Source organism: Endothiovibrio diazotrophicus (genome assembly GCF_054657215.1).
In genome coordinates this window covers 1-345 of record NZ_BAAHXB010000340.1, presented here as the reverse complement: position 1 = coordinate 345, position 345 = coordinate 1, and the positions used below count along the sequence as shown (strand labels likewise).

Here is a 345-nt window from a genome sequence, read left to right as displayed (position 1 = left end):
CCCCCTGTGTCAGGATAGTTGTCGCCTCCCCGGAACGGGGTAATTGGAGCAGACAGGGGGCGGAAAGAGGAGCGAATGCCCCGCTATTCCGAAGAGAGAAAAGCATCGGTGATGCGCAAGCTGTTACCGCCAAACAACCGACCGATACCCGAGGTAGCCGGAGAGGAGAGGATTTCAGAGCAGACCCTTTACAATTGGCGCAAACAGGCCAGAGAGACAGGGGTACCCGTGCCAGGCAGCGGAAAACAGACAGAAGATTGGTCGGCAGAGGCGAAGTTCGCGGCGGTGGTGGAGAGCGCCGCGATGAACGAGTCCGAGCTCAGTGAGTATTGTCGTAGCAAGGGG

Annotated in this window: 1 protein-coding gene; it reads left to right on the top strand. The window is 58.8% G+C overall.

All coding sequences use genetic code 11. The features are described from left to right. Window positions 1-75: 75 nt before the first annotated feature. A partial coding sequence (locus ACYQ2W_RS26725) for a transposase (protein ID WP_459874180.1) occupies window positions 76-345 on the top strand: 270 nt, incomplete at its 3' end.